The 25,707-nt window shown below is 59.1% G+C and carries 23 protein-coding genes; 9 read left to right on the forward strand and 14 right to left on the reverse strand.

Annotation, left to right across the window (positions count from 1 at the left end):
- Positions 1-392: 392 nt before the first annotated feature.
- Positions 393-608 carry a 30S ribosomal protein S21 gene (gene rpsU, locus AC1Q6D_RS02690; protein ID WP_002551877.1) on the reverse strand — a complete coding sequence of 72 codons (216 nt, stop codon included), beginning with the start codon at positions 606-608 and terminating at the stop codon, positions 393-395.
- A 199-nt stretch (positions 609-807) separates the two neighbouring features.
- Here rpsU and tsaD point away from each other — a divergent pair, with 199 nt between their 5' ends.
- Positions 808-1,833: a tRNA (adenosine(37)-N6)-threonylcarbamoyltransferase complex transferase subunit TsaD gene (gene tsaD, locus AC1Q6D_RS02695; protein ID WP_103404100.1), complete on the forward strand. Its 1,026-nt coding sequence runs from the start codon at positions 808-810 to the stop codon at positions 1,831-1,833.
- 23 nt (positions 1,834-1,856) lie between these two features.
- On the opposite strand, the gene plsY is transcribed toward tsaD, so the two are convergent.
- Positions 1,857-2,426, reverse strand: coding sequence for a glycerol-3-phosphate 1-O-acyltransferase PlsY (gene plsY / locus AC1Q6D_RS02700; protein ID WP_103404099.1), 570 nt, complete (start codon positions 2,424-2,426; stop codon positions 1,857-1,859).
- A 74-nt stretch (positions 2,427-2,500) separates the two neighbouring features.
- Between plsY and folB the strand changes: the two genes are divergently transcribed.
- Positions 2,501-2,857 carry a dihydroneopterin aldolase gene (gene folB, locus AC1Q6D_RS02705; RefSeq protein ID WP_008051601.1) on the forward strand — a complete coding sequence of 119 codons (357 nt, stop codon included), beginning with the start codon at positions 2,501-2,503 and terminating at the stop codon, positions 2,855-2,857.
- Entirely contained in the window at positions 2,848-3,366 is a 519-nt protein-coding gene (gene folK / locus AC1Q6D_RS02710) for a 2-amino-4-hydroxy-6-hydroxymethyldihydropteridine diphosphokinase (RefSeq protein ID WP_103404098.1), read from the forward strand. The genes folB and folK overlap by 10 nt, the downstream gene beginning before the upstream one ends.
- Before the next feature lie 42 nt (positions 3,367-3,408).
- On the opposite strand, the gene AC1Q6D_RS02715 is transcribed toward folK, so the two are convergent.
- The 11 genes from AC1Q6D_RS02715 to AC1Q6D_RS02765 all read right to left on the reverse strand — a co-directional run bounded on the left by AC1Q6D_RS02715 (position 3,409) and on the right by AC1Q6D_RS02765 (position 17,536).
- Complete coding sequence (locus AC1Q6D_RS02715) at positions 3,409-4,638, reverse strand: multifunctional CCA addition/repair protein (protein ID WP_103404097.1); 1,230 nt, start codon at positions 4,636-4,638, stop codon at positions 3,409-3,411.
- A gap of 63 nt (positions 4,639-4,701) precedes the next feature.
- Complete coding sequence (locus tag AC1Q6D_RS02720) at positions 4,702-6,264, reverse strand: SpoVR family protein (RefSeq protein ID WP_047534154.1); 1,563 nt, start codon at positions 6,262-6,264, stop codon at positions 4,702-4,704.
- Complete coding sequence (locus tag AC1Q6D_RS02725) at positions 6,261-7,532, reverse strand: YeaH/YhbH family protein (protein WP_007947798.1); 1,272 nt, start codon at positions 7,530-7,532, stop codon at positions 6,261-6,263. Before AC1Q6D_RS02725 ends, AC1Q6D_RS02720 begins: the two co-directional genes overlap by 4 nt.
- A gap of 137 nt (positions 7,533-7,669) precedes the next feature.
- Complete coding sequence (locus tag AC1Q6D_RS02730) at positions 7,670-9,592, reverse strand: PrkA family serine protein kinase (RefSeq protein WP_047534149.1); 1,923 nt, start codon at positions 9,590-9,592, stop codon at positions 7,670-7,672.
- A gap of 296 nt (positions 9,593-9,888) precedes the next feature.
- A complete protein-coding gene (gene glpE / locus AC1Q6D_RS02735; protein ID WP_030130002.1) occupies positions 9,889-10,218 on the reverse strand; it encodes a thiosulfate sulfurtransferase GlpE in 330 nt (109 codons plus the stop codon).
- Positions 10,219-10,251: 33 nt separating this feature from the next.
- Positions 10,252-11,136: a symmetrical bis(5'-nucleosyl)-tetraphosphatase gene (locus AC1Q6D_RS02740; RefSeq protein WP_103404096.1), complete on the reverse strand. Its 885-nt coding sequence runs from the start codon at positions 11,134-11,136 to the stop codon at positions 10,252-10,254.
- Positions 11,136-11,516: a Co2+/Mg2+ efflux protein ApaG gene (gene apaG, locus AC1Q6D_RS02745; protein ID WP_090466770.1), complete on the reverse strand. Its 381-nt coding sequence runs from the start codon at positions 11,514-11,516 to the stop codon at positions 11,136-11,138. The genes AC1Q6D_RS02740 and apaG overlap by 1 nt, the downstream gene beginning before the upstream one ends.
- A gap of 123 nt (positions 11,517-11,639) precedes the next feature.
- On the reverse strand, positions 11,640-12,458 hold the full coding sequence (rsmA, locus tag AC1Q6D_RS02750; protein WP_047534137.1) for a 16S rRNA (adenine(1518)-N(6)/adenine(1519)-N(6))-dimethyltransferase RsmA: 819 nt from the start codon (positions 12,456-12,458) through the stop codon (positions 11,640-11,642).
- Positions 12,455-13,444, reverse strand: coding sequence for a 4-hydroxythreonine-4-phosphate dehydrogenase PdxA (pdxA, locus tag AC1Q6D_RS02755; RefSeq protein WP_047534133.1), 990 nt, complete (start codon positions 13,442-13,444; stop codon positions 12,455-12,457). Before pdxA ends, rsmA begins: the two co-directional genes overlap by 4 nt.
- Positions 13,441-14,763, reverse strand: coding sequence for a peptidylprolyl isomerase SurA (gene surA / locus AC1Q6D_RS02760; RefSeq protein ID WP_177329335.1), 1,323 nt, complete (start codon positions 14,761-14,763; stop codon positions 13,441-13,443). Before surA ends, pdxA begins: the two co-directional genes overlap by 4 nt.
- Positions 14,738-17,536, reverse strand: coding sequence for an LPS-assembly protein LptD (locus AC1Q6D_RS02765; protein ID WP_103404095.1), 2,799 nt, complete (start codon positions 17,534-17,536; stop codon positions 14,738-14,740). The genes surA and AC1Q6D_RS02765 overlap by 26 nt, the downstream gene beginning before the upstream one ends.
- 130 nt (positions 17,537-17,666) lie before the next feature.
- On the opposite strand from AC1Q6D_RS02765, the gene AC1Q6D_RS02770 reads away from it, so the two are divergent.
- From AC1Q6D_RS02770 to AC1Q6D_RS02780, 3 genes are read left to right on the forward strand one after another with little or no spacing between them, the layout of a single operon-like run.
- Entirely contained in the window at positions 17,667-18,686 is a 1,020-nt protein-coding gene (locus tag AC1Q6D_RS02770; protein ID WP_103404094.1) for an aminoglycoside phosphotransferase family protein, read from the forward strand.
- Positions 18,683-19,354, forward strand: a complete 672-nt coding sequence (gene murU, locus AC1Q6D_RS02775; protein ID WP_103404093.1) for an N-acetylmuramate alpha-1-phosphate uridylyltransferase MurU — start codon at positions 18,683-18,685, stop codon at positions 19,352-19,354. The genes AC1Q6D_RS02770 and murU overlap by 4 nt, the downstream gene beginning before the upstream one ends.
- 1 nt (position 19,355) lies before the next feature.
- A complete protein-coding gene (locus AC1Q6D_RS02780; protein WP_047534126.1) occupies positions 19,356-20,120 on the forward strand; it encodes a TerB family tellurite resistance protein in 765 nt (254 codons plus the stop codon).
- A 72-nt stretch (positions 20,121-20,192) separates the two neighbouring features.
- Here the strand turns inward: AC1Q6D_RS02780 and AC1Q6D_RS02785 are convergent, their stop codons facing one another.
- Entirely contained in the window at positions 20,193-21,185 is a 993-nt protein-coding gene (locus AC1Q6D_RS02785) for an alpha/beta hydrolase family protein (RefSeq protein ID WP_090466774.1), read from the reverse strand.
- A gap of 73 nt (positions 21,186-21,258) precedes the next feature.
- Here AC1Q6D_RS02785 and AC1Q6D_RS02790 point away from each other — a divergent pair, with 73 nt between their 5' ends.
- The 3 genes from AC1Q6D_RS02790 to AC1Q6D_RS02800 all read left to right on the forward strand — a co-directional run bounded on the left by AC1Q6D_RS02790 (position 21,259) and on the right by AC1Q6D_RS02800 (position 25,676).
- Complete coding sequence (locus tag AC1Q6D_RS02790) at positions 21,259-23,658, forward strand: PAS domain-containing sensor histidine kinase (RefSeq protein ID WP_103404092.1); 2,400 nt, start codon at positions 21,259-21,261, stop codon at positions 23,656-23,658.
- A complete protein-coding gene (locus AC1Q6D_RS02795) occupies positions 23,659-24,288 on the forward strand; it encodes a response regulator (RefSeq protein ID WP_103404091.1) in 630 nt (209 codons plus the stop codon).
- A gap of 263 nt (positions 24,289-24,551) precedes the next feature.
- Positions 24,552-25,676 carry an ABC transporter ATP-binding protein gene (locus AC1Q6D_RS02800; RefSeq protein WP_103404090.1) on the forward strand — a complete coding sequence of 375 codons (1,125 nt, stop codon included), beginning with the start codon at positions 24,552-24,554 and terminating at the stop codon, positions 25,674-25,676.
- Positions 25,677-25,707: the final 31 nt, after the last annotated feature.

The following is a 25,707-nucleotide window of genomic DNA, read 5'->3' on the forward strand; positions in this document are numbered from 1 at the left end:
CGACCGGTGTCGTCTGCGTAATCGCTATCGGGAAATGTATCTGCCGAAAATCCCCTGACGTTAATGCCAATCAGTATTCGACTTTTTGAAAGTGTTGCGCTGAATCCGGCTGCGGCCAGTCATGGGCCTCGGATAGCTCATCATTTGCACGCGTGAGGTGCCTTGGGCTGATCGTCGTGAGAGGAATCAGTGGGTGTGCTCGTCAGTAGCCTTGAAAGGCTCGTCAGAAAAGACGTGCACCGCTGGCAAAAGAGCCAGGTCTGACGCGATGAAGCGGATTTGTCTCAGTCGCGTCTGCGGCTTCGACGGTGAAGCATCAAGCGTTTTACGCAAATGCCATTAGCCCGGCGGAGAGCCGGGCTTGGCAGAAGCTTGCTACGATCGTCTGTGTATTAGTACAGACGAACGGCGCGGCGCTGTTCGCGCTGAACTTTCTTGGCGTGACGCTTAACAGCGGCTGCTGCTTTGCGCTTACGCTCAGAAGTTGGCTTCTCGTAAAATTCGCGGCTACGAACTTCAGCCAGTACACCGGCTTTTTCGCAGGAGCGCTTGAAACGACGCAGAGCTACGTCGAAGGGTTCGTTCTCTTTTACTTTGACGGCTGGCATCCAGAGCTACCTTCATTCATTACCGGGGTCAACATCCTCGCGGCAAAAGAGCACTTGAAGACGTCGGTTTTTAAGGGTTGCGGATGTTAACCCCTCATCGCACGGAATGCAAAGCCTCTGATCGAAAACCGCTGGTCGGGGCATCACGCGACGACTATTATGCGCGCCTTCGAATTCAGCCTAAACAAGGCGCAAACCCATGCTAGTACTGGGATTAGAAACCTCCTGCGACGAAACCGGTGTCGCATTGTATGACAGTGAGCGTGGCCTGCTGGCCGATGCGCTGTTCAGCCAGATCGACCTGCATCGTGCCTATGGTGGCGTGGTGCCGGAGCTGGCCTCGCGTGACCACGTCAAACGCATGCTGCCCTTGATTCGTCAGGTGTTGGCCGAAGCCGACTGCGTGCCGACCGAGATCGATGCGATCGCCTACACCGCCGGTCCTGGCCTGGTAGGCGCGCTGCTGGTCGGCGCTTCCTGTGCTCAGGCACTGGCCTTCGCCTGGGGCATTCCGGCCCTTGGTGTACATCACATGGAAGGTCATTTGCTGGCGCCGATGCTGGAGTCGCAACCGCCGGAATTTCCGTTCGTCGCTTTGTTGGTTTCAGGTGGTCATACGCAACTGGTTCAAGTCGACGGGATCGGTCAATACACGCTTTTGGGCGAAACCCTGGATGACGCCGCCGGCGAAGCGTTCGACAAGACCGCGAAGATGATGGGCCTCAACTATCCAGGCGGCCCGGAAATCGCTCGACTGGCGGAGCAGGGGCTTGCAGGACGTTTCGTCTTCCCGCGTCCGATGTGTGACCGACCTGGCCTCGATTTCAGCTTCAGTGGCCTGAAAACCTTTGCCCTGAACACCTGGCAGCGGTGTGTGAGCGCCGGGGACGACAGCGAGCAAGCCCGTTGCGACATCTCGCTGGCGTTCCAGCAGGCCGTGGTGGAGACTTTGACCATCAAGTGCAAGCGTGCCCTGAAGGCGGCAGGCATGAAGCGTCTGGTGATCGCTGGCGGAGTCAGCGCCAACAAGGCGTTGCGCACGTCCCTGGAAAAAATGCTCGGCGACATGAAGGGCGATGTTTTTTATGCCCGTCCACAGTTCTGTACCGATAACGGTGCGATGATCGCTTTTGCCGGTTGTCAGCGTTTGCAGGCCGGTCAGCAGGAAAGCCTGGCGATCAGCGTCCAGGCGCGTTGGCCGATGGAGCAGTTGTCAGCGCTGTGATGAGTGGCGCTGCCGGGCGGCATTTAAAAATGCCGTTCGCGCCCGGCAAACAGGTCGCGTAGATTGCCGCGATGACGCCAGACGATCATCCCCGTGAGCGCGCTCATGGGCAGCAGCGCCGCCGGCTCTTGCCAGGCCAGCAATGGCAGGGTCAGTGGGGTGGCGATCAAGGCGGCCAACGAGCTGGTGCGGGTCAGGTAGAACGTCAGCAGCCAGGCACAGACCGCCAGTAAGGCCGCAGGCGGGTACAGGCCCAGCAACATGCCGGCAGCGGTGGCGACACCCTTGCCACCGCGAAAGCGAAAGTACAGCGGGAACAGGTGGCCGATGACGGCGCAAACGCCAATCCAGGCCTGATCATGCAGGGAAAGTCCGGCAAAACCGGCGATCAGCACAGGCAGCAGGCCTTTGAAGAGGTCGCCGAGCAACGTCAGGACGGCGAGTTTTTTGCCGGCCAGGCGCAACATGTTGGTGGCGCCGGCATTGCCCGAGCCACTCATTCGCGGATCGGGGTTTCCGGTCAGGCGGCTGAGCAAAATGGCGAAGGACAGAGAGCCGAGCAGGTAGGCGAGGATCGCCAATAACCAAAACATGCTAACTATTCCGGGCGAGGACGCCCTGATTCTAACGGCGCATTGCGCCCTTGTCGTGTAGCGGAGAAAAGTGCTTGGACAGAGTGTTTATCGAGGGCCTGGAAGTCGACACCGTCATCGGTGCCTACGACTGGGAGCGAGGCATCCGACAGTGCTTGCGTCTTGATCTGAGTTTCGCCTGGGATAATCGTCCGGCAGCCGCTGGTGATGACCTGACCCTCGCGCTCGATTATGCGAGCGTTTCGTCGCGCATCCAGGCCTTTGCCGAGCAGGCGCAATTCCAGTTGGTGGAAACCTTCGCCGAGCGTCTGGTTGAAGTGCTGATGAGCGAATTCAAAATCACCTGGATGCGTCTGAAACTGACCAAGCCTGGTGCAGTCCCTGCCGCTACCGGTGGTGTGGGTGTGGAGATCGAGCGCGGATGTCGCTGACTCAGGTGTATCTCGGACTCGGTAGCAATATCGAGCGTGAAGCCCATTTGCAGGCCGGCCTGGAAGCATTGGCGGGTTTTCTGGTGGACATTCGTTGCTCGGCGGTTTTCGAAAGCCAGCCGGTGGGGATCAAGAGCGGGCCGTTTTTCAATTTTGTGGTGTCGGCCTTTACCGATCTGCCACTGATTGAGCTGGATCGACGGCTTAAATTCATTGAGGCGGACAATGGTCGCTACGCGCCGGACCGCAAGGGTTTGCCGCTGGACATCGATGTGTTGCTGTTCGGTGATCTGGTGGGCAACTTCGATGGTTTGGTGTTGCCGCGAGCAGAGATTCTGAAAAACGCCTTCGTGCTGTGGCCGTTGTCGTTAATTGCGCCGGATCGAGTTCACCCGGGCGTAGGCAAGAGTTTCGCCACGTTGTGGGCTGAATCACAGATTGATCAGGTGCTGGCTCCCGTGGCTTTTGAGTGGCGCGGTAGTCCGCTCACGCCTTCGAGCTTGCTGTGACTTCACAGGCGCCATCGCGGGCTTTTCCCGCGATGGCAGCGGTCAAATCGACGCAGTCTCTTTGTATGCTTTCAGGGCCTTTAGCCGTTCGCGCTTGATCGCCTCGCCCAATTCTGGCCCTTTGAACCCTTTCTCCAGCAATGGCTGCACCGCCACGCTACGGGCGGCGGTTGCCGCACCGCGAAGGTAATCCGCCTGTGGGTAACTTCGCTCTTCCAGTCCTTTGCGCCCGCGTGCATCCATCTCGCATGCCGCGATGAACTCCTCGAACCGCTGTGGTCGACGGTAAACGTCGAAGCTTTGCAGCAACTCCAACAGCGTCGATGGCTTCAGCTCCAGGGCACGATGGCCGTGGGTGTGATATTCGCCCACCAGCAACGCCAATTCCTGGCAGTCCCTCGGTGCCTTGAAGCGTTCGTTGACCGCTTTGATCAGCTTCAGTCCCTTGAACTCGTGGGCAATGTGTCGAGGCCATTCTTCCTTCGGCGTCAGGCCTTTGCCCAAGTCATGCAGCAGGCACGCCCAGCGCACGGTGAGTGGTTGCTTGTGGCGCGCGGCTTGTTCCAGCGCGCTCAGGGTATGCGCGCCCGTATCGATTTCCGGATGATGGGCTTGCGGTTGAGGTACGCCAAACAAGGCGTCAACCTCAGGCATCAACACGTTGAGCGCACCGCAGGCCCGCAGTACTTCAATGAACACCTGTGGCTGATCTTCCATCAGGGCGCGGGAGATTTCTTTCCAGATGCGTTCCGCTGTGAGCGCTTGCAGTTCACCTGATTCGCTGAGTTGACGCATCAGATCCAGCGTCTCCGGAGCGACGGTGAAGCCAAGCGCGGCATAACGGGCCGCGAAGCGCGCAACGCGCAGAACCCTGAGTGGATCTTCGGCAAACGCGGGGGAAACGTGGCGAAGCAGGCGGGCTTCCAGGTCGCGTTGGCCATGGTATGGATCGGTCAGGTTTTGTTGATCGTCTTCGGCCATGGCGTTGATGGTCAGGTCGCGACGGATCAGGTCTTCTTCGAGGGTCACTTCGGGGCTGGCGTGAAAGGTGAAGCCGCCGTAGCCGCGTCCGCTTTTGCGTTCGGTGCGGGCGAGGGCGTATTCCTCTCCGCTTTTGGGGTGTAGAAACACCGGGAAATCCGCACCTACCGGGCGAAAGCCCTTGGCGAGCATGTCTTCGGTGGTGGCGCCCACCACGACCCAGTCGATATCGGTGACGGGTCTGCCCAGCAGGCGATCACGAACGGCACCGCCGACTTTATAAATACGCATAAAAAACCTCCGTTAGCTCGACAGGATAACCTTTGCGTCGGGCTTTCGGAGGTCGAAACTGGATCAAAGATGAACGACGGCCAAGTCCAGTCGGCCGTAATCACCCTCCCCATGTTCGTTTCTGGGTGGAACGTGATGGGTTTTCATCACCTGATCGCCTTGCAAGGTTTCGAGGTGAATGTCGAAGCCCCAGAGGCGGTGCAAGTGCTTGAGCACTTCCTCAGTGGAATCTCCCAGCGGTTTGCGATCATGTTGCTGGTGACGCAGGGTCAGCGAGCGGTCGCCGCGCCGGTCGATGCTGTAGATCTGTACGTTGGGTTCGCGGTTGCCCAGGTTGTATTGAGCGGCCAGTGTTTCACGGATGATTCGATAGCCACCTTCATCATGGATGGCGGGGACCAGCAGGTCGTCCTTCTGGTCGTCGTCGAGAATGCTGAACAGTTTCAGATCGCGAATTACCTTCGGTGACAGGTACTGCAGGATGAAACTCTCGTCCTTGAAGCTACTCATGGCGAACTTGATGGCTGCCAGCCAGTCAGTGCCGGCAATGTCCGGGAACCAGCGGTAATCCTCTTCCGTGGGTTCTTCGCACATGCGCCGGATATCGCGGTACATGGCGAATCCCAGGGTATAGGGGTTGATCCCGCTGTAATACGGGCTATCGAAGCCCGGTTGATAGATTACGCTGGTATGGGACGTCAGGAACTCCATCATGAAACCATCGGTGACCAAGCCTTCGTCGTACAGGTCGTTCATCAAGGTGTAGTGCCAGAACGTGGCCCAGCCCTCGTTCATCACCTGAGTCTGACGCTGTGGGTAGAAGTACTGGGCGATTTTTCGCACGATCCGTACGATTTCCCGTTGCCACGGCTCCAGCAGTGGTGCGTGTTTTTCGATGAAGTACAGGATGTTTTCCTGAGGTTCGGCGGGGAAGCGTGCGTTGTCCTTGTCGCTGTATTTGTCCGCGCCTTTGGGAATGGTACGCCACAGATCATTGATCTGTTTCTGCATATGTTCTTCGCGGTCCTTTTGCCGGCGACGTTCTTCTTCGGCGGAGATCGGATAAGGCCGTTTGTAGCGGTCGACGCCATAGTTCATCAGGGCGTGGCAGGAATCGAGCAGGTCCTCGACCGCGTCGATGCCGTGGCGCTCTTCGCATTGCATGATGTATTGCTTGGCGAACACCAGGTAATCGATGATCGAACTGGCGTCTGTCCAGGTGCGAAACAGGTAATTTCCCTTGAAAAAGCTGTTGTGCCCATAACAGGCGTGCGCAACGACCAGTGCCTGCATGCAGATGGTGTTTTCTTCCATCAGGTAGGCGATGCACGGGTCCGAGTTGATCACGATCTCGTAGGCCAGTCCCATCTGGCCGCGGCTGTAGGATTTTTCAGTGCTGAGGAAGTGTTTGCCGTAGGACCAGTGGTGATAGCCCAGAGGCATGCCGACGGAGGCGTAGGCATCCATCATCTGTTCTGCGGTGATCACTTCGATCTGGTTGGGGTAAGTGTCGAGCGCATAGCGAGCCGCAAGGCGACTGATTTCTTTGTCGTAGGCCTGGATCAGCTCGAACGTCCATTCCGAGCCGGTGGAAATGGGTTGGCGCTTTTGCTCTTTGGCGGTCATGTCACTAACCTGCGCTGGAAGAGTTCACGGAAGACCGGATAGATATCCCCGGCCGAGACCAGTTGTTGCTGGGCAAAAGTGTCGGAGAACGCTTCGGCGATGCGCTCATACTCGAACCACAGGGCCTGATGTTCGCGTGGGGTGATCTCAACGTAAGTGTAGTACTGCACGAACGGCATGATCTGGTTGATCAGGATGTCGCGGCAAATCGGCGAGTCGTCGTTCCAGTTGTCACCGTCGGAGGCTTGGGCGGCGTAGATGTTCCACTCGTTGCTCGGATAGCGCTCGGCCATGATCTCCTGCATCAGTTTCAAGGCGCTGGACACGATGGTCCCGCCGGTTTCGCGGGAGTAGAAAAACTCTTCTTCGTCCACTTCGCGGGCGCTGGTGTGGTGACGGATGAATACGACGTCAATCTTGTCGTAATTACGCTTGAGGAACAGGTACAGCAGGATGAAGAAGCGCTTGGCGATGTCTTTGGTCGCCTGAGTCATGGACCCAGACACGTCCATCAGGCAAAACATCACGGCCTTCGAACTGGGATTGGGCTGCTTGATCAGCAGGTTGTATTTGAGGTCGAAGGTGTCGAGAAAGGGAACGCGATGGATGCGCGCGCTGAGTTTTTCAATTTCTGCTTCGATTTTCTGAATATCGCCGAAATTGTCCGGTTCTTCTTGCTTGAGTCGCAGAAGTTCCTCTTTCGCTTCGCGCAGTTTCGCCCGGCTGCTGCCGGACAGCGCAATTCGTCGCGCATGAGCCGAGCGCAGGGTGCGGATGATGTTGATCCGCGATGGGTTGCCCTCGTTACTGATGCCCGCGCGAACGGTTTTGAACGTGTCGGTGCCGGTCAGGTTGCGCTTGACCAGGTTCGGTAGCTCAAGATCCTCGAACATGAATTCGAGGAATTCCTCCTGGGTGATCTGGAAGACGAACTCGTCCATCCCTTCGCCCGAGTTGCCGGCCTTGCCAGGGCCTCGACCGCCGCCACCTCCCGGTGGGCGCGCAATGTGTTCGCCGCTGGTGAATTCCTTGTTGCCGGGGTGCACGACCGTCTGTTTGCCACCGCGACCATGGTGAAGCACCGGCTCATCGATGTCGCGGCCGGGGATGCTGATTTGCTCGCCGTGTTCCATGTCGGTAATGGAGCGCCGGCTGACCGCCTCTTCGACAGCCTTCTTGATGTGGTCACGGTAACGCCGCAGAAACCGCTGACGGTTCACCGTGCTCTTGTTCTTGCCATTGAGACGTCGGTCGATCACATAGCTCATAGGGAGCCCTCCGGACAGCTACAAGTTACCAGCTTCAAGCGGCAAGCTTGAAGCTTTCAAGGCAAACAGAGCCACCAACAGCCTCAAGCGCCCCGTTCGGTGTGCTTGAGGCTTGTAGCTTGCCGCTTGCGGCTGCCTTACTGCGATTTTCTGACCCGTAGATACCACTCGGACAGCAGTCGTACCTGTTTGTCGGTGTAGCCCCGCTCGACCATCCGTGTGACGAAGTCGTTGTGCTTCTGCTGGTCCTCTTTGCTGGCCTTGGCATTGAAGCTGATGACCGGCAGCAGGTCCTCGGTGTTGGAGAACATTTTCTTCTCGATGACCACCCGCAGTTTTTCGTAGCTGAGCCAGGTTGGGTTCTTTCCGTTGTTGTTGGCTCGGGCACGCAGTACGAAGTTGACGATTTCGTTGCGGAAATCCTTCGGATTGCTGATGCCGGCCGGTTTTTCGATTTTTTCCAGCTCCTCGTTGAGTGCCACGCGGTTGAGGATTTCGCCGGTTTCCGGATCGCGGTATTCCTGATCCTGAATCCAGAAGTCGGCGTACAGCACGTAGCGGTCGAAGATGTTCTGGCCGTACTCGCTGTAAGACTCGAGGTAAGCGGTCTGGATCTCCTTGCCGATGAATTCGATGTAGCGCGGCGCCAAGTACTCCTTGAGGAAGCGCAGGTAGCGTTCGCGGGTTTCCGCCTGGAATTGTTCCTGTTCGATCTGTTGTTCAAGTACGTAAAGCAAGTGCACCGGGTTGGCGGCGATTTCGTGCGGGTCGAAGTTAAAGACCTTCGACAGGATCTTGAACGCGAAACGGGTCGACAGGCCGTTCATGCCTTCATCGACGCCGGCGTTATCGCGGTATTCCTGGATCGACTTGGCCTTCGGATCGGTGTCCTTGAGGTTTTCGCCGTCGTACACGCGCATTTTGGAGTAGATGTTGGAGTTCTCCGGCTCCTTGAGCCGAGACAGCACAGTGAACTGGGCGAGCATCTTCAAGGTATCGGGTGCGCAATGGGCCTTGGCCAGCGAGCTGTTGAACAGCAGTTTGTCGTAGATCTTCACTTCGTCGCTGACCCGCAGGCAGTACGGTACTTTGACGATGTAGATCCGGTCGATGAACGCTTCGTTGTTCTTGTTGTTGCGGAAGGTGTGCCATTCCGATTCGTTGGAGTGGGCCAGCAGGATCCCGGTAAACGGAATCGCGCCAAGACCTTCGGTACTGTTGTAGTTACCTTCCTGAGTCGCCGTCAGCAATGGGTGCAGCACCTTGATCGGTGCCTTGAACATTTCGACGAACTCCATCAGGCCCTGGTTGGCCCGGCACAATGCGCCGGAGTAGCTGTAGGCATCGGCGTCGTTTTGCGGGAACTCTTCCAGTTTGCGGATATCGACCTTGCCCACCAGTGCCGAGATGTCCTGGTTGTTCTCATCTCCCGGCTCGGTTTTGGCCACGGCGATCTGGTTGAGGATCGACGGGTAGAGTTTCACCACGCGGAACTGGCTGATATCGCCGCCGAATTCGGCCAGGCGTTTGGTGGCCCACGGCGACATGATGGTATTGAGGTAGCGCCGTGGAATGCCGAAGTCTTCCTCGAGGATCGCGCCATCTTCAGTGGCGTTGAACAGACCCAGGGGTGATTCGAAAACCGGCGAGCCCTTGATGGCGTAGAAGGGCACTTTCTCGATCAGTTGTTTCAGCTTCTCGGCCAGGGATGATTTACCGCCACCAACAGGGCCGAGCAGATAGAGGATTTGCTTCTTCTCTTCCAGGCCCTGAGCGGCATGGCGGAAATACGACACGATCTGGTCGATGCATTCTTCCATCCCGTGGAAGTCTTCAAAGGCCGGATAGCGACGGATCACCTTGTTGGAGAAGATTCGCGACAGCCTCGAATTGGTCGAAGTGTCGAGCAGTTCCGGTTCACCGATGGCCAGAAGCAGACGCTCGGCGGCGGAAGCGTAGGCGCTGCGGTCCTTTTTGCACAGCTCAAGATACTCTTGCAGCGTGAGTTCTTCCTGGCGTGTGGACTCGAAACGTTGTTGGAAGTGGCTAAAGATACTCATGACGTCACCTCGCTCGATACGTGGAGCCGACGCCGGATCACTCAGTCGATGCTGGCAGCTACCGCACAGGCAGTCGCTGTTTACCCCCCAGAACTCTCTCGAAGCTGACGACTCCGAAAGCTACTCCCGATGACCCGCGCGCCGGTGTACCGGCTCTCCCCTGTTTTGGATGGCCTGCGCTTAAGGATAGTTGGGAATTCGGGAGGTAAAGGCGAGATACGTAATTAGTTGTGGCAGACCGTTCGTCTGCCACCGCGCTAGCCCGCGGGAGCCGGGGCTTGCGTGTTACAAAAAAATTATTCGGAGGTGCCTTGCGCCGTTTCTGAAGGATACGTCGTACGCCACAGCTCAAAACCGCCATCCATGCTGTAGACGTCGGAGAAGCCCTGGCTGATCAGGTAGGCGGCTGCGCCTTGGCTGGAATTGCCGTGGTAGCAAACCACCACGGTGGGGGCATCAAGGTCGGCGCCCTGGATGAAAGCGTGCAAGGAGTGGTTGTCCAGATGCTTCGAGCCGGCGATGTGCAGCGCCGCGAAAGTTGCAGGATCACGGACGTCGACCACCACTGCGCCTTGTTCGCGCAGGGCTTGGGCCTGTTCAGGGGGGATACGTTTGAATTCGCTCATGTCGGGCTCCTGTGGCTCGGCTGAATAGGCAGTCTAGCGCGGGGCGCTGGCTGGCGATGTGTCGGGAATGGGTGAGGCGACTGGCGGCAGGGCGGCATGGCCATGCTCGTCGCACTTGCAGGACAGGCGTTCGCCAGTGTCGACATTCATCAGGGTCAGGGCGCCGCCCCAGACGCAACCGGTGTCGAGGGCCGAGATGCCCCGCTCCTGGACCTTGCCTTCCAGCGCGGCCCAGTGACCGAAGATAATCTTCAGGTCCTTGGTCTTGCGGTCCTTGTGCTGGAACCAGGGTTTGTAGCCCGGTGGTGCGGTGTCCAGGCCTTCCTTGCTCTTGAGGTCAAGCTTGCCGTCGGCAGTGCAGAAGCGCATGCGCGTGAAATAGTTGGTGATCACCCGCAGGCGAGTCACGCCTTTGAGGTCGCTGTCCCATTTCGCCGGATCGTTGCCGTACATGCCATCGAGATAGGGCGCGAACAGGTTGTCGTCGCGCAGGGCCGTTTCGACCTCGGCAGCGCATTTGAGGGCCTTGCGCAGCGACCATTGCGGCGGAATGCCGGCATGCACCAACGCTACGTTGCGTTGCTCGTCGTAGTGCATGAGTTTTTGTTGGCGCAGCCAGTCCAGCAAATCGGCGCTATCGGGCGCCTCAATGATTTCGCGCAGGGTATCGGCTTTCTTCAGGCGTTCGATGTTCTGGCCGGCGGCCAGCAAATGCAGGTCGTGGTTGCCGAGTACGCATACCAGCGATTCGCGGATGCTATAGAGGAAGCGCAACGTTTCCAGTGATTGCGGGCCGCGATTGACCAGATCGCCCACCAGCCACAGGCGATCCTTTTCCGGGGCGAAGGCGACTTTTTTGAGCAGGCATTGCAACGCCTCAAGGCAGCCTTGCAAATCACCGACAGCGTATGTCGCCATCAGTGCAAGGCTCCGGGGACCGCTAGACGGAACGGGGCGATGATGGCGTCGAATTGCTTACCGTCGTCGGCAATCATCTGATAGCTGCCTTGCATGGTCCCGACTTTAGTCGTCATGACCGTGCCGCTGCTGTAGGTGTGGCTTTTGCCTGCCGCGATCAACGGTTGCTGGCCGACCACGCCTGCACCGCGAACCTCTTCGACATGCCCGTCGCCGTCGGTGATCACCCAATGCCGTGACAACAGTTTGGCGGGTAACTCGCCATTGTTTTGCACGGTAATGGTATAGGCGAAGGCAAAGCGGTTTTGTTCGGGTTGCGATTGTTCTGCCAGATAGCGGGTGACGACGCTGACGTCGACCTGATAACGAGGATCGGACATGCAAGAGGCCTTAAAAACGAAGCGGAACGCGGGGCGTAGCTGATGGAGTTCAGTCTAGGCCAAGTATCGGATAGTAAACCAGACATGGGCGCTGGTGTCCTATCCGATAACGCGTCAGGTCTGTCAGATATCGGCAGGCTTCTGTAGGGCTTGTTCGCTGAGCTTGTCGGCCAGGCGCACGAAGGCGGCCAGATCGAGCTGCTCGGGACGCAGGCTGCCATCGACGCCAGCGGCTTCGATTTCGGCGTTGCTCAACAGCAGCTTGAGGGTGTTGCGCAATGTTTTGCGGCGCTGGTTGAAGGCTTCGCGTACGACGCGTTCGAGCAGCCGGTGGTCTTTGGCGGGGTGGGGCAGAACGGCGTGGGGCACCAGTCGCACGATGGCCGAATCGACCTTCGGCGGGGGATTGAACGCGCCCGGGCCAACGTTGAACAGGTGCTCAACACGGCAGTGATACTGAACCATGATCGACAGCCGGCCCCAATCACCACCGCCAGGCCCTGCCGCTAGACGCTCGACCACTTCTTTCTGCAGCATGAAGTGCATGTCGCGAATCAAGTGAGAGTTGTTTAGCAGGTGGAAAATCAGCGGGGTGGAGATGTTATACGGCAGGTTGCCAACCACTCGCAGGCTGCCCGGCGCGGCGTTCAGGCTGTTGAAGTCGAACTTCAGCGCGTCACCCTGGTGCAGGTTGAAGTTGCTCTTGCCGGCGAATTGCTGGTTGAGGATCGGGATCAGATCCTTGTCCAGCTCTACCACGTCAAGTTGTGCGCCGCTGTTGAGCAGGCCTTCGGTCAACGCGCCCTGGCCAGGGCCGATTTCCAGCATGCGGTCATCGGGTTTGGCGTGGATGGAGCGCAGGATGCGGTCGATAACGCCGGCATCGTGCAGAAAGTTCTGGCCGAAGCGCTTGCGCGCCCGGTGTTGGTATTGCTCGGTCATAAACGGGTCTCGGCCATCTGATAGGCGGTTTCCAGGGCGACTTGCAGGCTGCCGGTATCGATTTTGCCGCTACCGGCCAGATCCAGCGCAGTGCCGTGATCGACTGATGTGCGGATGATCGGCAAGCCCAGGGTCACGTTGACTGCAGCGCCAAAGCCTTTGTATTTCAGCACAGGCAGGCCCTGGTCGTGGTACATCGCCAGCACTGCGTCGCAGTGCTCCAGATATTTGGGGGTGAACAGAGTGTCGGCGGGCAGCGGACCTCGCAGGTCCATGCCTTCGCCGCGCAGGCGCTCTAGTGTGGGTTCGATAATGTCGATTTCTTCATGGCCCAGGTGCCCACCTTCACCGGCGTGGGGGTTTAACCCGCATACCAGGATCCGTGGTTGGGCAATGCCGAACTTGTGTTGCAGATCGGCATGCAGAATGCGCGTGACCCGCTCCAGACGCTCCGGTGTGATTGCATCGGCAATCTCGCGAAGGGGCAGGTGGGTGGTGACCAGGGCCACGCGCAATCCGCGAGTGGCGAGCATCATGACCACTTGCGCGGTATGGGTCAGGTCGGCGAGGAATTCGGTGTGTCCGGAAAAGGCGATCCCGGATTCGTTGATCACGCCCTTGTGCACGGGGGCCGTGATCATTCCGGCAAAGTGCCCGTCCAGGCAGCCTTGGCCTGCGCGGGTCAGGGTCTCCAGGACGAAAGCGGCATTGGCCTTGTCCAGTTGCCCGGCGACGACCTTGGCGTTGAGTGGGGTATCCCAGACATACAGGCTGTTGGCGGGTGCGGGCGCATCTGGCCAGGCGTCTGGAGTGACCGGCAGCAAGTCGACAGCCACGCCCAGTTGCGCGGCCCGCTCGAGGAGCAGGTCGCGGCTGGTAATGGCAATCAGGGGGTGCGGCTGGGCTTGCGAGGCGAGCAGCAGGCACAGGTCGGGACCTATGCCGGCTGGTTCACCGGGTGTCAGCGCAAAACGTTTGGGTTTCACTGCGCTGCCTGGTTCGCGCCAGGGAGTTTGATTTCAACATACGCTTCGTCACGGATCTGACGCAGCCAGGTTTGCAGCTCTTCGTCGTATTTGCGGTTACGCAGTACGGTCATCGCTTGTTGCTCGCGAGCCTGGGTGGTGTTGTCGGTGGCGCGGCGACCAAGGACTTCCAGGACGTGCCAGCCGTATTGAGTCTTGAAAGGCTTGGACAGTTGACCTTGCGGGGTCTTGGACATCACTTCGCGGAATTCCGGGACCAGAACGCTCGGGTCGATCCAGTTCAGGTCGCCACCGTTGAGGGCGGAACCCGGGTCTTCCGAGTAGCTTTTCGCCAGTTCGCCGAAGTCTTCGCCCGCCTCGATGCGGGTATAGAGCGACTGAACCAGGGCCTTGGTTTTTTCTTCGTCGCGAATCGGGCTTGGTTTGACCAGGATGTGGCGCACATGCACTTCGTCACGTACCTGGGTCTCGCCGCCACGCTTGTCGGTGATCTTCAGGATGATGAAACCGCCCGGCGTACGCATCGGCTGGGTCACATCACCGACCGCCATGGTGCTCAGCAGGCGATCGAACGGCGGTGGCAGTTGAGCGGCTTTACGCCAGCCCATGTCGCCGCCTTCCAGTGCGGTTTCGCTGGCGGATTTGGCGATGGCCAATTGACCGAAGTCGGCGCCTTGCTTGAGTTGTTGATAAATCGCATCAGCCTGTTTGGCAGCATTCTGAATCGCGTCAGAGTTGGCGCTTTCTGGCGTAGGAATCAGGATGTTGGCCAGGCGGAACTCTTCGGACAGCTGCATTTTGCCGAGGTCCGACGCCAGGAAGTTCTTCACTTCCTGCTCGGAGACCTGGATGCGCTCAGCCACACGACGCTGACGCACGCGGCTGATCACCATCTCGCGACGAATCTGTTCACGTGCATCGTCATATGACACGCCGTCGCGAGTCAGCGCGGCGCGGAATTGATCGACCGACATGTTGTTTCGCTGGGCAATGGTGCCGACAGCCTGGTTCAGTTCTTCATCGGTGATGCGGATGCCGGAACGTTCGCCGATCTGCAGTTGCAGGTTTTCGACGATCAGGCGCTCGAGCACCTGTTGCTCCAGCACGCTGGCCGGTGGCACGGCGGTGCCGCGCTTGGCGATGGTTTGCTGAACTTCATGGACCCGCTGGTCCAATTGGCTCTGCATGACCACATCGTTATCGACAATGGCCACCACTTTATCGATGGACTGTACCGCAGCGTTGGCCGCGGTACCCAGGAACAGCGCGCCCAGCAGCAGCGGGCGCAGACAATCAGAAAGCTTGGTCTTCACGTTCACGATAACCTTGGATGCCTTTGTCGAGGAAGCTCTCTACTTTGGCGCCGGTGAGGCCGCCGAGTCCCTTCAGAACGATTTGTAGGAATACGCCGTGGTCGCCTTTTTCGTTTTGCGGTGCTTCCTGACTGAATTCGTCGTAGGAAACCCAGTAACGGTTGATCAGGCGCAGTTTCCAGCAGCAGTTGTCGTACTCGAAACCACCGAAGGCTTCCAGGGTACGGTTACGGTTGTAGTCATACTGCCAGCGGCTGATGGCGTTCCATTGCGGCACGACTGGCCAGATTACCGAGAAGTCGTGCTGTTGGATTTTGTAGTAATCCTTCACGTAGCCAGGCTGGCCCGGGGTGCCATAGTCACCGCCGCCCACCTGCCATTTACCGGTGTTCTGGTCATAACGGACCTGGTCATTACGATAGCGATAGCCGGCGTTGATGACCTTGTTCGGGTTGTCTTCAGGCTGGTAGTGGAACATCGCGCTGCCCGAGCGAGGGCTGCGGCTGTCCGGGTCCCAGTTGTAATCGGCCGTCGTGCGCCAATCGCGGTTCCAGCGATATTCGTAATCCAGTGCGTAAGGCGAAACGTTCGAATGCGCATCCTGACGGGTTTTCGCATCGATGCCCGGCAACTGGACTTCGCGATCCTTGAAGTACATGGCCTGACCGACGCTGACGCGTTGACGCTCGAAGCCGTTGTCTTCAATCCAGCGGCTGGTCACGCCCAGGGACAGCTTGTTCTCGTCACCGACGCGGTCGGAACCCGAGAAGCGGTTGTCACGGAACAGCGACGCATAGTTGAAGGTGTATTCGCTGGTGTCGAACACCGGAATGTTTTCCTGGTCCTTTTCCGGCACGTACAAGTAGAACAAGCGCGGCTCAAGGGTCTGACGATAGTTCTTGCCGAACCATTGGGTGTTGCGGTCGAAGTACAGGCCGCTGTCGATGCTGGCAATCGGCACGCCACGATTCTGGTTGCTGCCGAAGGTGCCATTGAGCTGGTCCTGTTCCGGTGTCTGCGCAGCAATCTGGCTTTTGCCGATGCTGTCCAGGTCCAGTTGATACTGGGTGTATTGGTACTTGAGCGTTGGCTTCAGGAAACCATAAGTCCAGTCGAGCGGCAGGCTTACGGCCGGTGCAAGATTGAGGCGATCGCCGTTGGCGCGTGCCAGACCTTGAACGTTGGTGTCCAGTCGCGGCGATACATTGCCGTTTTCATCGGTGAACGTGCCATTTTTCAGGTCGCGATCGAACCGTACGACTTCAGTGTTATAGGTGAAATTCAGGCCGTTTGGATGATACGGCAGCGCACCGTCGAAGGTGATCTGCGGCAGACGGTCATACGGCGTGATGTTCGAAACGGTTGCAAGCTCGTAAGCCTGGGCGTTCACGCGGGCGGTGTAGCTGTCGCCACGATAGGTGACGGTGCCTTGTTGGTTCACATAGTCTGCGCTTTTCACACCAATCTGGTCGGTCTGCAGATCCTGGAAGTAATAAGGATCGCTGATCTTGGTGTAATCGACTTGCGTGAAGACTCGCGAATCGAGGCCGCCCTTGTGTTGCCAGTTGTACATGTAGCGGTTTTTCTCGTAATCGGTCTGCTTGCTGCGCTCGGTGTCCTCGTCGTTGAGGTACGCAGCACCGAACTGGCCTTCGCTGGACTTGGTGAGGTAGCGGAACTCGCCTTCCATCAACAAGCCATGCTTTTCCATGTAGCGCGGGTACAACGTGGCGTCGTAGTTCGGTGCCAGGTTGAAGTAGTACGGTGTCACCAGCATGAAGCCGGTATCGCTGCCGGTGCCGATGGTCGGCGGCAGGAAGCCGGACTGGCGGCGGTCGTCGATCGGGAAATAGATGTACGGCGTGTACAGGACTGGAATGTCCTTGACCCGCAGTGTCACGTTGGTCGCAGTACCGAAGCCGGTGGCCGGGTTCAGGGTGATGTTGTTACCCTTGAGCTGCCAGGCGTTGCTGTTCGGTTCGCACGTGGTGTACGTACCATCCTTGAGGCGGATGATCGCGTTCTCGGCACGTTTGGCGTACAGCGCGTTACCGCGAATACGCGACTTGTGCATCACGTATTCGGCGTTATCGACCTTGGCTTCACCGGTGTCGAGCTGCACATCGGCGTGATCGCCCACGATCAGCGCGCCGTTGTCGCGGATACGGACATTGCCGCTGAGTTCGCCACGGCTCTCGGCTTGGTACAGGTTGGCCTCGTCGGCTTCGACCTGCATGCTGCCCTGGCGCATGACCACGTCACCGGCCAGGGTGGCGACTTGTTCATCCTGCTTGTAGCGAGAGGCTTTCGCGCCGATAAAGGTTGGCGCGTCACTTTTATTCGTCTTGTCATTCATGCCAGGACGAATCGGTTCGATATAGGAACCAGAGCAATAAGGACCGGTTTCTGCCAATTGCGCCGCTGTGAGCTGATCGCGTGGAACCCAGTCGAGGTGGCTATAGTCTTCGCTACGCGACTTCAGGCCGCGGCCCTTGGACTCGGTCACGAGCACAGGCTTGGCGCCAGTGTCTTCACTGGTGCCTTCCTGTGACGGGGTCTCGCCAGTGGCGCTGACTGCGCTGCCTTCATGCACGGGACGCGGTGGCAAGGCTGCCGCCGGCGCCTTTGGCGCACATGCCCAGGCACCCGAAGCAGAGACTGAGCAGTCATACTGTTCCGCAGCGACCACGAAGGAAGTGGCTAGAGGTTGCAAGGCCAGCATACTGCCGGTTACCAACAACGGAAATTTTTTACGAAACGCGGGGGATTTCAATGCCATCTTATTAGTCCGGGCTTCCTGCGTGCCATCTGCCCGCGGTGTGGGCCGCACGCCTCTCGATGGTCTGAAAAAGATGCTGGATAATAAAGCATGACCCGCTTGACGGCTAGCGCCGTCGGAGACCCTTGCAATGCCTGACCAAGATGTACGTTTGCAACACCTGAAAGTTTGGCTCGATGAGCAATTGGCAAACCTTTATACAGAACAGGGTTGGGGTGCCGTACCCCCGGCCACGTTGACCGCAGCCAGTAGCGATGCGAGTTTCCGGCGTTATTTTCGTTGGGAAGGTGCGGGAAAAAGTTTCATCGTGATGGATGCCCCGCCGCCTCAGGAAAACTGCAAACCCTTCGTGGATATCGCTTTTTTACTGGCGAAATCCGGAATAAATGTGCCGAAAATTTATGCCGAGGACCTCGAGCGCGGTTTTCTTTTGCTCAATGACTTGGGCAACAAGACGTATCTGGATGTCATCGACAGCGAAAACGCCGACGATTTGTTCACCGATGCGCTGCAAGCACTGCTGGCGTTTCAACAGTTGCCGATGGTTGCGCCACTACCGAGTTATGACGTGGCGCTGCTGCGTCGAGAGTTGGAGTTGTTTCCCGAGTGGTACGTGAAACGCGAGCTGGGCATCGAGTTCGACGCCGCTCAGCAAGTGCTTTGGCAGCAGGTCAGCGACCTGTTGATCGACAGCGCACTGGCCCAGCCGAAAGTCCTCATACACCGTGACTATATGCCACGCAACCTGATGCTCAGCGAACCGAACCCCGGTGTGCTGGATTTCCAGGACGCTGTGTATGGCCCGGTGACTTATGACGTGACTTGTCTGTTCAAGGATGCCTTCCTCAGTTGGCCCGAGGAGCGCGTGCGTGGCTGGCTGGAGAGTTACTGGCAGCAAGCGGCGGCGTTGAATATTCCGGTTCAGCCCGACTTCGAGGATTTCCTGCGTGCCAGTGATTTGATGGGCGTGCAACGACACCTGAAAGTGATCGGCATCTTCGCCCGCATCTGTCACCGCGACGGCAAGCCACGTTACCTGTCCGATGTTCCGCGATTCTTTTCTTATATAGAGGCCGTGATCGCGCGTCGTCCGGAGTTGGCTGAGCTGGACGTGTTGCTGGCCAGTCTGCGTGCTGGAGTCATGGCATGAAGGCAATGATTCTGGCAGCAGGCAAGGGCGAGCGCATGCGCCCCCTGACGCTGACCACGCCAAAGCCGCTGGTCCGTGCAGGTGGGGTGCCCCTGATCGAGTATCACCTGCGTGCCCTGGCGGCGGCCGGGTTTGACGAAATCGTGATCAATCATGCCTGGCTGGGCCAGCAGATCGAAGACTATCTGGGCGATGGCTCGCGGTACGGTGTGCACATTCAGTATTCGCCGGAAGGGGAGCCGCTGGAAACTGGAGGCGGGATTTTCCGCGCATTGCCGTTGTTGGGTGATGAGGCTTTTGTGGTGGTCAACGGCGATATCTGGACCGATTACGACTTCAGCGTGTTGCATCAGCCGATTGTCGGTCTGGCTCACCTGGTGCTGGCGAACAACCCGGACCACCATCCGGCCGGGGACTTCCAGTTGATCGACGGGCAGGTGCGCGACAGTCAAGCGGATGCGCCCACGCTGACCTACAGCGGTATCGCAGTGCTACATCCGCAGTTGTTCGAAGGCTGCTCTGCCGGGGCGTTCAAACTGGCACCGTTACTGCGCTCGGCAATGGCGAACGGACAAGTGTCCGGCGAACGGCTGAACGGGCAGTGGGTCGATGTCGGCACTCACGAGCGATTGGCGCAAGTCGAAACCCTGATTGAAGCGAGACGCTGACATGCTGTGGCCAGGGACTCTGATTGGAGCCGGAGCGGGTTTTGCCATCGCCAGCATTCCTGGGGCCATGCTGGGTGCATTGTTGGGGCAGGCGCTGGACCGGCGCCTGCACTTGCAGAGCTGGGGGCACTTGCTTGAAAAGCTTGGTGGCCGCCCGGCGCTGCGCAACGATGAACTGTTGTTTGTTTTGTTGGGGCGATTGGCCAAGAGCGACGGGCAGGTTGTGGATGGCCATATTCAACAGGCGCGGCAGGAAATGCGGGCGCTGGAGATGAACGAATCGGCTCAGCGTCGGGCGATAGCAGCGTTCAATCGCGGCAAGTCGGGCAATGATCGGTTGCGTGGTTACCTGCGCCGCTTGAGTGCGCAACCCCATGCGGCAGAAGGGGTATTGCGCGCCTGTTGGCGGATGATCTGGGCGGACGGCCGGGCCGGCACCCGTGAGCGGGAGCTGATTGCTCAATGGGGGCGGTGGCTGGGCTGGCGGTCGCATCAGGTGCAGGCGTTGGCGGCGGACTATGAGCCGCAAAAGCGATCGGTGGCGAACAAAGCAGCCACCTATCAAGACGCCATGCGGCTGTTGGGCGTGTCAGCCACCACTGAGCCGGCGCAGATCAAGCGAGCCTATCGCCGCCTGCTCAGTCGTCATCATCCGGACAAAGTCGCCGGAAGGGGGGCGACGGAACTTCAGGTCCGCGAAGCGACCGAGAAAACTCGTGAATTGCAGGGTGCTTATATGCTGATTCGTCAGCGGCGGGATTTTTGATAGCGGCAACGGTATGTATGGCTCGTGATGCCTGTATCGCTGGCAAGCCCGCGATACAGGCGACCCGGTCACTCAGTCTGCTGCGGTTTGTGGACTTAACCAACCCCGAACCCGGCGCACCAATTGTTCCTGCTCCGCCTTGGCATTGCCCGGTAATGCCTTGAGCGACACCTGGCTAAACGCCGAAGACTTCAAGCGTTTGCTGGCCTGCAAACGGGCGAGCGCCGCGTCGCGGTCCAGGGGTTTGTCCTTGTAGTAAATGTCGGCGGTAGGCAGTTTCAGGGTTGGCGTGAGTTCGTCCAGTTCGGGTTTCGCTTGAACCGGCGTCTGCGCGGCAACCATGACGAACCGCTCGACCTGCGATGTCTGTTTTTCGCTCAGGTAGCGTGCCGCCCAGTAAGCGCCAGTGCCGTGTCCCAATACGACGATGCTGCGCGCGCTTTGCTGTTCAGCGAACGCAATCGCAGCGTCGATACGGGCGAAGATTCGCTCGGCATCAGCCTTGGCCTGCTCTTCCGTGGTTTCGGCGATCGCCTTGTCGGCCACGTCCGCTTCGCCACCAGCCGCCTGTTCGATGGGGGGCGCGGTGGTCGAATCCTTGCTGCCGGTGTCCGCCGCCTTGGGGGCTGGCGCCACTTCAACGATGCGCGGCGCAATGGCATCGCTTTGCAGGTCCGGCAAGGTGATACTCAGGCTGCTCCACGCGGCGTTCGGCAAGTTGCGCCGTAAAGGGCCGATCGCTTGAGGCCAGTCAACGGTTTCGCCCGCGCCCGGGATGATAATCACTGCACCTTTGGGTTCGGCCGTATTGGCCGGTTTCCACAAGGCCAGGAAGGTATCGCCGCCCGCTTGCAGTTGCTGCTGTTCCTGAGCCGGGATTTTTCGCTCGAGTGCTGTCGCTTCTTCCTGACTACGCTCAGGCAAGGGCTGGCGTTCGACCGGTTTTTCTTCGGCGGGCTTTTGCGCGGCATCGGGTGCCGGGTCGGCAGCTTCGACCGAAAAAGCGCAAGGCAGGATCAGCGACAGGCACAATGCTGGCAGTGCCAGGCGGTAGACAGGGGGCATCGGATATTCCAGGCCAGAAGTAATTCCGGCAGCCTAATGGGTTGGTCAGTATTTGTCAGTGTGTGAGAGTTCGATGATGCGTTTTCGCTGCCTGTGGGTTATCGGCTGTTTGTGGTTTCCCTTGATGGGCTGGGCGGCAGTCATGCCCCCGGCGCACGTTGCAATCTTGTCGCCCAAGCAGCAACAGTGGCTGGCCCGGCAAGGAGAATTGCGGGTCGGGCTGGTGTTGCAAGCGCCCTATGCGCAATACGATCGCCGCTTGCAGCGGCTGTCCGGGGTTAACGTCGAGCTGATGAAATGGCTGGCCAAGTCGCTCAAGGTCGAACTGACCTGGCGTAACTTTCCCGACCTTGAGCAGTTGGAAGCCGCTGCGCGCCAGGGCGAAATCGACATCGCGCCAGGGCTGACCCAGACGCCTGGTGGTCTGCGCCTCTGGCAGTTTTCCGACCCATACATGCGCGTGCCTCAATTGGTGGTCAGCGACCAGAAAAGCACCGGCGCGGTCGAGCTGGAAAAACTCGACAGCCAGACCCGCGTCGCGATACGCATGCCCAGCGTCACTGCCGATTACCTGCGCAGCAACTACCCGCATTTAAACCTGCAGGGCGTTCCGGTCGAGCGTCAGGCGTTGCAATTGTTGTTGAGTCAGCAAGCGGCCTACGCCGTCGTCGATGAGGCGCAATTGGGGCGTCTGTCTGTCGAGCCGGAGTTCGCCGGGCTGGTCGTCGTGGGCGACATCGGCTTGCCCCAACTGTTGCGAATCGCGACGCGGCGCGACCTGCCGGAGTTGGCAGGCATCGTCGAAAGCGCATTGCGGGCAATCCCGGCCAAGGATCTGGAGACCCTGCACAACCAATGGCTTCAGCCCAAGTACCCGCGGCTTACCGAAACACCGGGCTTCTGGCAAAACCTTTGCCTGCTGTTGCTGGTGTTGGCATTGAGCAGCATGGCCATCGTGTTTTGGCAGCGCCGTCAGCAGCTCAGCCTGGAGCAACGACTGGCGGCAGCGCAGCAAGACATTGCCTTGCGTGCCGCGAGTGAAGAAGCCTTGCGGCTGACGCAGTTTTCCATCGATCAGAGCACCGTCGGCATCCTCTGGGTCAATTGGGACAGTCATGTGCGCTATGCCAACCGAGCGGCCGAAAGCATGTTGGGCTATTCATCGGGGGGAATCATCGATCGCCCCCTGATCGACTTCGAGCCCGGTCTGAACATGGATCGCTGGTTGAACCTGTGGAAACTCGCCAGGGCCAGCGACGACGCCCCGCAAAGTTTCGAAACCAATTGCCTGCGGGCCGACGGCAGCATCCTGCCGGCCGACGTCTCGCTGAGTTTCCTGCGTTTTCGCGATGGCGAATACCTGGTGGTTTACCTCACCGATGTCACCGAGCGCCGCCGTGCCCTGGCCGCACTGCAGGAAAGCGAAGCGCGGCTGCAAGGGATCGCGGCGAATGTGCCTGGACTGGTCTTTCGCCTTGAGCGGGCGCCGGTGACCGGGCAGATCGATTTTGCCTATATCAGTGAAGGCAGCGAGAGTCTGGTGGGGTACTCGCCGGCCACCCTGGCCCATCGCGACAAAGGCCTGCGCAGCCTGGTGCACCCGGACGACAAGGCCAGCTATCACCAGACCCAGGACCACGCCCTGGACACCGACAGCGACTGGTCATGGCAAGGGCGAATCCTGACCCGTCAGGGCGAGCAACGCTGGGCGGAAATCAAGGCGATTACCCGGCGACTCGAGGACGGCGCGTACGTATGGGATGGCATCGTCTGGGACATCAGCGAGAGCAAACGCATCGAACTGGAGCTGGCCAGTTCCCGGGAGCAACTGCGGGAGTTGTCCGCGCACCTGGAGAGCGTGCGTGAAGAGGAAAAGGCCCGCATCGCGCGGGAAGTCCACGACGAGCTGGGGCAGATGTTGACCGTGCTCAAACTGGAAACGTCCATGTGCGAACTGGCCTACGCCCAGCTCGACCCCGGTCTGAACGAACGCCTGAACAGCATGAAGCGCCTGATCGCGCAGTTGTTCCAGCTGGTGCGTGATGTGGCGACAGCGTTGCGGCCACCGATTCTTGATGCCGGGATTGCCTCGGCCATTGAATGGCAGGCCCGTCGCTTCGAGGCGCGCACGCAGATTCCTTGTCTGGTGCAGGTGCCGGACAATTTGCCGGTGCTCAGTGATGCCAAGGCGATTGGCTTGTTCCGTATCCTTCAGGAAGCACTGACCAATGTCATGCGCCATGCCCAGGCGCATACTGTCGAACTGACACTGGCCCTTGATGGCAATGAGTTGTGTCTGACCATCAGCGATGATGGCGTAGGATTTGTTGCAGCCGCGGGCAGGCCGACCTCCTTTGGGGTGGTCGGCATGCGCGAGCGAGTGTTGATCATGGGCGGCCAATTGTCGCTTGAGAGTGAGCCGGGCGAGGGCACGACCCTGATCGTGCGAGTGCCGTTGGATGAGGAGAAGTAAGTGATCCGTGTACTGGTAGCCGAAGACCACACCATCGTCCGCGAAGGCATCAAGCAATTGATTGGCCTGGCCAAGGATCTGCTGGTGGTGGGGGAGGCGAGTAATGGCGAACAGTTGCTCGAGACCTTGAGACATGTGCCCTGTGAAGTGGTGCTGCTGGACATCTCCATGCCGGGCGTCAACGGCCTCGAAGCGATTCCACGGATACGTGCGCTGAACAATCCGCCAGTGATTCTGGTGCTGTCGATGCACGACGAAGCGCAAATGGCGGCGCGGGCGTTGAAGGTCGGCGCCGCAGGTTATGCCACCAAGGACAGCGACCCGGCCCTGCTGTTGACCGCCATCCGCCGGGTTGCGGCGGGTGGGCGTTATATCGATCCGGACCTGGCCGACCGGATGGTCTTCGAAGTCGGCCTGACCGATTCGCGGCCCTTGCACTCGCTGCTGTCGGAACGTGAGTTTTCAGTGTTCGAACGCTTGGCCCAGGGGGCGAACGTCAACGACATCGCCCAGCAATTGGCGTTGAGCAGCAAGACCATCAGCACCCACAAGGCGCGGTTGATGCAGAAACTCAACATCAATTCGCTGGCGGAACTGGTGAAGTACGCGATGGAACACAAACTCCTCTAAACCAGTGGGAGCTTGCTCGCTCCCACTGGTTTAGTGTTCGCATACCCATTTGCGACACATGGTTTCAGCGCTTTTGCCTTTGCTTGCTGCTTCTGGCTGACAGCTTGCCGCTGCGTATGCCAAAACGCGCCATCCTTGTAGGGCAATCCCTACCCCCAACCTTCCATCCGTCTGAGGCGATTCTCTCCTGCACCCCGATTTGCGTGGTCCTCAGCGTCCACTAGGCTTAGTCCACAGCAGTCATCAACAACAAAGGTGTGGGTATGAGCCAGGTCGATTCAAGTGCAGGGGCCAATGATGTTCTGGTCAGCTTTCGTGGAGTGCAGAAGAGCTACGACGGCGAGAACCTGATCGTCAAAGACCTCAACCTGGATATTCGCAAAGGCGAATTCCTCACCTTGCTCGGGCCATCCGGTTCCGGCAAGACCACCAGCCTGATGATGCTTGCCGGTTTCGAAACACCGACCGCCGGCGAGATCCTCCTGGCTGGTCGCGCCATCAATAACGTGCCGCCGCACAAACGCGACATTGGCATGGTGTTCCAGAACTACGCGTTGTTCCCGCACATGACGGTCGCCGAGAACCTGGCGTTCCCGCTCACGGTGCGTGGCATGAACAAGAGCGATGTGGGCGACAAGGTCAAGCGTGTACTGAGCATGGTGCAACTCGATGCCTTTGCTCAGCGTTATCCGGCACAACTTTCCGGTGGTCAGCAGCAACGTGTGGCATTGGCCCGCGCACTGGTGTTCGAGCCACAACTGGTGCTGATGGACGAACCCCTCGGCGCGCTCGACAAGCAGTTGCGTGAACACATGCAGATGGAAATCAAACACCTGCACCAGCGTCTGGGCGTGACCGTGGTCTACGTGACCCACGACCAGGGCGAAGCCCTGACCATGTCTGACCGCGTGGCGGTGTTCCATCAGGGTGAAATCCAGCAGATCGCGCCACCGCGCACGCTCTACGAAGAGCCGAAAAACACCTTCGTCGCCAACTTCATCGGCGAGAACAACCGTCTCAATGGCCGTTTGCACAGCCAGACCGGCGACCGCTGTGTGGTGGAACTGGGACGTGGTGAAAAAGTTGAAGCGCTGGCGGTGAATGTCGGCAGGACCGGTGAACCCGTCACCCTGTCGATTCGTCCGGAGCGCGTGAGCCTCAATGGCTCCAGCGAGTCTTGCGCCAACCGCTTCTCGGGAAGGGTGGCGGAATTCATCTATCTGGGCGACCACGTCCGGGTTCGCCTTGAAGTCTGTGGCAAGACCGACTTCTTCGTGAAACAACCGATTGCCGAGCTCGATCCCGGGCTGGCAGTCGGCGATGTGGTACCGCTTGGCTGGCAGGTCGAACACGTTCGCGCGCTCGATCCCCTTCTAGAGGCGAACTGATCGCCCCGGCAATACCAACACCAACCCTGCA

This window comes from Pseudomonas sp. MT92, from assembly GCF_058792515.1.